This window comes from Actinomadura opuntiae, from assembly GCF_030283205.1.
In the GTDB taxonomy this organism is placed as follows: domain Bacteria; phylum Actinomycetota; class Actinomycetes; order Streptosporangiales; family Streptosporangiaceae; genus Spirillospora.
In genome coordinates this window covers 135,160-141,264 of record NZ_JASNWF010000025.1, presented here as the reverse complement: position 1 = coordinate 141,264, position 6,105 = coordinate 135,160, and the positions used below count along the sequence as shown (strand labels likewise).

The following is a 6,105-nucleotide window of genomic DNA, read 5'->3' as shown; positions in this document are numbered from 1 at the left end:
CGGCGCCCGCGAGCGCGCCGGCGAGCCCGGCGGTGCCCGCGCGGCTCGCGGCGGCGGCGCCCGCGGCGGCGCAGGCGAAGGCGGACGAGCTGGGCCAGATCCCGGTGATCATGTACCACCGGATCATGGTGAAGCCGCAGCAGTCGCTGGACCGCTCGACCAAGGAGCTGTACGACGAGCTGACGCGGCTCGCCAAGGACGGGTACGTGCCGATCACCGCGGCGCAGTTCGTCAAGGGCTGGATCGACGTGCCCGCCGGCAAGCACCCGGTGGTGCTGACCTTCGACGACAGCACGCCGGGGCACTTCGGGCTGGACTCGCAGGGCAACCCCGAGCCCGACACCGCGGTCGGTGTCATCGAGCGGGTCGCGCGGGAGAACCCGGGATTCCGCCCGGCGGCGACGTTCTACCTGAACAAGGACCTGTTCGGGATGAGCGACATGCAGGCCGCGGCGGGCCTGAAGTGGCTCACCCAGCACGGCTACGAGATCGCCAACCACACCATGTCGCACCCCGACCTGTCGCATCTGTCCAAGGACGAGGTGTACAAGGAGATCGGCGGCATGGAGGACGAGATCGTCAAGATGACCGGGACGCACACGACGACGTTCGCCTACCCGTTCGGGGTCGCCCCGCACAAGGCGGCGTGGGCGGAGAAGAAGGACGGCTCGTACGCCTTCCAGGGGATCTTCCTGGCGGGATGGCGGCCGTCGGTGTCGCCGTTCGACGGGCGGTTCGACCGGTGGGCGATCGACCGGGTGCGGTCCGAGGGCAAGATCAAGGAGGACGACTGCCGGCAGTACTGCTCGACCGCCTGGCTGGATTATCTGGACAAGCACCCCGATGAGCGGTACACATCTGACGGGGACCCGAACACGGTGACGTTTCCCAACATGCTCGAGGACCGGCTGGGCAAGCCGTACCGGGCGTGGGCGAGGGTCTACTGAACGCGCGCGGGCCGGCGGTTCCCGCACCGGATTGACCAGGGGCGCCGCGTCCCATATTCTGATCGCTGCGCTGTGGGCCTGCGCGCGCTTCGGACGGAGCAGGCTCGCGCTCGGTCAGGTCGGCGACATCGGTTCGGTTCACTGACGCGGTCAGCACCGCGTTCCTTCCGGTTCTCGGCAGGGCGGACGGCCCTCCGCGCACAACCCATGACGACTTCCATGTCCGTACCGGAGCCAGCCGACACATGACGAGTAGCACCGAGGCCACCTCGACCACCCCGCAGGTAGCGGTCAACGACATCGGGTCCGAGGAAGCCTTCCTCGCGGCGATCGATGAGACCATCAAGTACTTCAACGACGGCGACATCGTCGAAGGCACCGTCGTCAAGGTCGATCGTGACGAGGTCCTCCTCGACATCGGCTACAAGACCGAGGGCGTCATCCCCTCGCGCGAGCTCTCCATCAAGCACGACGTCGACCCCAACGAGGTCGTCACCGTCGGGGACCACGTCGAGGCCCTCGTCCTCCAGAAGGAGGACAAGGAAGGCCGGCTGATCCTGTCCAAGAAGCGCGCCCAGTACGAGCGCGCCTGGGGCACGATCGAGAAGATCAAGGACGAGGACGGCATCGTCACCGGCACCGTCATCGAGGTCGTCAAGGGCGGCCTCATCCTCGACATCGGCCTGCGGGGCTTCCTGCCCGCGTCGCTGGTCGAGATGCGGCGCGTCCGCGACCTGCAGCCCTACGTCGGCCGCGAGCTCGAGGCGAAGATCATCGAGCTGGACAAGAACCGCAACAACGTGGTCCTGTCCCGCCGCGCCTGGCTGGAGCAGACGCAGAGCGAGGTCCGCCAGACCTTCCTCAACACCCTGCAGAAGGGCCAGGTCCGCAAGGGCGTCGTCTCCTCGATCGTCAACTTCGGCGCGTTCGTCGACCTCGGCGGCGTCGACGGCCTGGTGCACGTCTCCGAGCTGTCCTGGAAGCACATCGACCACCCGTCCGAGGTCGTCGAGGTCGGCCAGGAGGTCACGGTCGAGGTCCTGGACGTCGACATGGAGCGCGAGCGCGTCTCCCTGTCGCTCAAGGCGACCCAGGAAGACCCGTGGCAGCAGTTCGCCCGCACCCACCAGATCGGGCAGGTCGTGCCGGGCCGCGTCACCAAGCTGGTGCCGTTCGGCGCGTTCGTCCGCGTCGAGGAGGGCATCGAGGGCCTGGTGCACATCTCCGAGCTGGCCGAGCGGCACGTGGAGATCCCCGAGCAGGTCGTCCAGGTCGGCGACGAGATCTTCGTGAAGATCATCGACATCGACCTCGACCGGCGGCGGATCAGCCTGTCGCTCAAGCAGGCGAACGAGGGCGCCGCCAGCATGGAGGAAGAGGACTTCGACCCCACGCTGTACGGCATGCCGGCGGAGTACGACGAGCAGGGGAACTACAAGTACCCCGAGGGCTTCGACGCCGACACCGGCGAGTGGCTCGAGGGCTTCGACGAGCAGCGCGAGACCTGGGAGCGGCAGTACGCCGAGGCGCGCACCCGCTTCGACGCGCACCGCAAGCAGATCGAGGAGGCCCGCAAGGCCGAGGCGGAGGCCGAGACCGGCCCCGCGGCGAGCACCGGCGGCGGCGGCGGGGAGACCTCCTACTCCGGCGGCGGCGAGAGCGAGTCCGGCGGTGGCGCCCTGGCCACCGACGAGGCGCTCGCCGCGCTCCGCGAGAAGCTGTCCGGCGGCCAGTGACCCGTCACTGACCACCGGTGCGCACCGCCCCGGCGTCCGCACGGCGGACGACCTCCGGACGCCCGCCCCTGCCGGGCGGGGGTCCGGAGCCCGGGGCCTCGCCCCACAGGTTGTCCCGGCCACGGCCGGAGCGCGATCCACGGATCGCGCTCCGGCCGTGGCCGGTTTCACCCGCCGGTGCGACCGGCTCCCCTCGTGTCCGGTTTCGCCCGCACGGCGCGCGCCGGGGCCGTAAAGTCCGCAGGGGCCGCTCGACACCGGCCGCCGCACACCCGTAGGTCCGCTCGTCCCCCGGGAGCACTCGTTCAATTGGCCAGCACAGAGGTAGGCACCAAGACCGGCGGGCCGGCAGCGCCCGGACCGTCGATCGTCCCGCAGGGCCCGGCCCGGCTGACGCTCATCGCGACCACCGTCGCGGTGCTGGCGCAGACCCTGCGCTTCTCGCTTCCCCAGATCGACCACTTCGCCGACGGGGCCGGCACCGGCGTCGCCGCCGCGGTCGTGCTGGTGGTGTACCTCGCCGGGTTCGCCGCCCCGCTGATCCGGCGCGCCGCCGGCGCGCGGGGGCTGCTGCTGGCCGGGGTCGGCGGGCTGTTCGCCGTCCGGCTGGTGGCGCAGATCACCGCGCCGCAGGTCTGGCTCGCCCTCGCCGGCACCGCCATCGGCATGATCGCGGTCGCGGCGCTGTACGAGGGCGCCCGCGGCCTGTCGGGCGTCGGGTTCGCCACCGCCACCGTCGCCGGGCTGGCCGCCGACGCGGCCGTGCGGATGTGCTTCACCACCTGGGACCCGGTCTGGCGGACCGGGGTCTGGCCGTGGCTGGTCTGCCTGGCGTTCCTCGGCCTCGGCGTCGCGGCGCTCTACCGTGAGCTCGCCTCCGGGGCCGTCGCCGCGCCGGGCCTCGCCTGGCGGGACGCCCTGGGCGCCGCGTCGTTCGGGCCGTTCCTGGCGCTGCAGGTGCTGGTGCTGTCCAGCCCCGCGTTCGTGGCGTCGTCCGGCTGGATGTCGCTGACCGCCGCGCACGCCACGATCGTCGTCGGGCAGGGGCTGGCGCTGGCGTTCCTGGCCTCCGGCCTGGCCGTGCGGGCCGTCCCCGGCGGGGTGTGCGTGCTCGGCGGCACCGTCCTCGGGGTCGGCGCGGGCGCCGTCGCCGGCACCTACGCGGTCTCCGGCGTCGAGGTCGTGCCGATCGTGATCGCCGGGCAGGTGCTGGCGGCGTGGCTGCTGGCGGTGGCGTGCCGGGCGCCGCTGCGCCGCGCCGGGACCGGCGGCCCGGTCTGGCGGATCGACGCCGGCGCGGCCCTGGGCGGCCTGCTGGTCGCGGTGGTCCTCGTCCCGTACCAGGTCAGCGCGGTCACGCCGCTGCCGTTCCCGAACAACCTGCTGCCCGGCCTCGCCGGGATCCTGCTCGGCGCGCTCGCCGCGATCGCCGCGGCGCGGGGCGGGCCGCTGCCCGCGCGGGCCCCGCTGCGGGCCCTCATCGCCGGCGGCGCCTCGCTGGTGCTGTTCGCCGGCACCCTGGTGTTCACCGTCGCCGCCCCCGACGGGACGGCGCGGGCCGGCACGCCCGGGCAGGTGCGGCTGCTCACCTACAACATCCACGACGCCGTCGACCAGGACGGGCAGCTCGACCCCGAGGGCATCGCCCGCACGATCGAGGCGCAGCGCGCGCAGGTCGTCCTGCTCCAGGAGACCGGACGCGGGTCGCTGCTGTCGGGCACCACCGACGTCGGGGTGTGGCTGTCGCGGCGCCTCGGCATGAAGCTGATCTGGGGCCCGGCCGCCGACGGCCAGTTCGGCAACGCGATCCTCACCTCGTTGCCGGTGAAGGGGTCGGGCACCGGCCGGATGGCGAAGGACGACTGGTCGCAGATCCGCGGCTACGTGTGGGCGCGGCTCGGCGTCGGCGCCACCACCATGGACGTGTGGTCGACGCACCTGGAGGTCGGCGACGACAAGTCCGACGAGCGCTCCCGGGAGGTCGCCGCGCTGCTGCGGGCGTGGGCCGGCGCGCCCCGCACCGTCATCGGCGGCGACTTCAACGCCGAGGCCGACAGCCCCGAGCTGGCCGACATGAGCACCGGCACCGACCTGCGCAGCGCCGCCCTCGGTGGCGACCCGTCGCCCACCACCGCCGACGGCGAGCGGCTCGACTGGATCTTCGGGTCCGACGGGGTCGTCTTCTCCGACTACGGCGTGGTGCGCTCGCGCGCCTCCGACCACTATCCCGTCGCGGTCACCGTCCGGGTCGGGAAGTGACGGCTCCGGCGGGGGCCGGGCCCGCTAGGGTCGGGCGCATGAGCGAGCCGACGGTCACGGTCGAGCCGGCGGCCCCGGCCGATGCCGGAGAGCTGCTGACGCTGCAGCGCGCCGCCTACGTCACCGAGGCGCAGCTGTACGGCGACCCGTTCATCCCGCCGCTGGTCGAGTCGCTGGAGCAGATGCGCAAGGTCGTGGCGGGCGACGCGGTGGTGCTGAAGGCGGTGCTGGACGGCCGGCTCGTCGGCGCCGTCCGCGCCCAGTTCAGCGACCACACCTGCCTGGTCGGGCGGCTCGTCGTCGCGCCCGACATGCAGGACCGCGGCATCGGCGGGCGGCTGATGCGGGAGCTGGAGGAGGCCGTCGCCGGCCGCGTCGACGCGTGCGTGCTGTTCACCGGGCACCTCAGCGAGGGCAACCTGCGCCTGTACCGGCGGCTCGGGTACGCCGAGACGCACCGCGAGCGGGTCGCCGCGCACCTGACGTTCGTGCACATGCGCAAGACCCTCGTCCCCGCCGAAACCCCCTGAATTCCGCGACCGCTAGGGTGGGCGCGTGCTGAAAGTGGGACTCACCGGCGGGATCGGGTCGGGCAAGAGCGAGGTGTCCGCGCGGCTGGACCGGCGCGGCGCGGTGGTCATCGACGCCGACAAGATCGCCCGCGAGGTGGTCGAGCCGGGCACCCCCGGCCTCGCCGCGGTCGTCGCCGAGTTCGGCGAGGACGTGCTGCTGCCGTCCGGCGCCCTCGACCGGGAGAAGGTCGGCAGGATCGTGTTCGCCGATCCGGACCGGCTCGCCGCGCTCAACGCCATCGTCCACCCGCTGGTGGGGGAGCGGATGCAGGAGCTGATGGACGCCGCGCCCGCCGACGCGATCGTCGTCTACGACGTCCCGCTGCTGGCGGAGAACGGCCTGGCCGGCATGTACGACGCCGTCGTGGTCGTGGACGCGCCCGAGGAGACCCAGCTGGACCGGCTGACGTCCCGCCGCGGCATGACCGAGGAGGACGCCCGCGCCCGGATGGCGAACCAGGCCACCCGCGAGCAGCGCCGCGCCGTCGCCACCCACGTCATCGACAACTCCGGCACCCTCGACGACCTCAAATCCCAGGTCGACGCCCTCTGGGAAACCCTCACCCGCCAAGCCGCCACCCGCTGAAGTCC

The 6,105-nt window shown here is 72.7% G+C and carries 5 protein-coding genes; all 5 read left to right on the top strand.

Annotated elements, in window-relative coordinates; all coding sequences use genetic code 11:
* Positions 1-947, top strand: a 947-nt coding sequence (locus QP089_RS40665) for a polysaccharide deacetylase family protein (protein ID WP_285919533.1), incomplete at its 5' end; no start/stop codon positions are given.
* A 245-nt stretch (positions 948-1,192) separates the two neighbouring features.
* Positions 1,193-2,683, top strand: coding sequence for a 30S ribosomal protein S1 (rpsA, locus tag QP089_RS40660; RefSeq protein WP_285919531.1), 1,491 nt, complete (start codon positions 1,193-1,195; stop codon positions 2,681-2,683).
* Positions 2,684-2,992: 309 nt separating this feature from the next.
* The gene (locus tag QP089_RS40655; protein WP_285919529.1) at positions 2,993-4,942 is read left to right on the top strand and encodes an endonuclease/exonuclease/phosphatase family protein; all 1,950 of its coding nucleotides are present in this window, start codon (positions 2,993-2,995) and stop codon (positions 4,940-4,942) included.
* Between the two features lie 38 nt (positions 4,943-4,980).
* Complete coding sequence (locus QP089_RS40650) at positions 4,981-5,472, top strand: GNAT family N-acetyltransferase (RefSeq protein WP_285919527.1); 492 nt, start codon at positions 4,981-4,983, stop codon at positions 5,470-5,472.
* A 25-nt stretch (positions 5,473-5,497) separates the two neighbouring features.
* Positions 5,498-6,100 (top strand): dephospho-CoA kinase, encoded by a 603-nt coding sequence (coaE, locus tag QP089_RS40645; RefSeq protein WP_285919525.1) that lies wholly within the window; start codon positions 5,498-5,500, stop codon positions 6,098-6,100.
* Positions 6,101-6,105 lie beyond the last annotated feature (5 nt).

Bases quoted from the DNA above. Each gene is read 5' to 3' on its own strand.
- rpsA (WP_285919531.1), top strand. From the start codon at position 1,193: ATGACGAGTAGCACCGAGGCCACCTCGACCACCCCGCAGGTAGCGGTC.
- QP089_RS40650 (WP_285919527.1), top strand. From the start codon at position 4,981: ATGAGCGAGCCGACGGTCACGGTCGAGCCGGCGGCCCCGGCCGATGCC.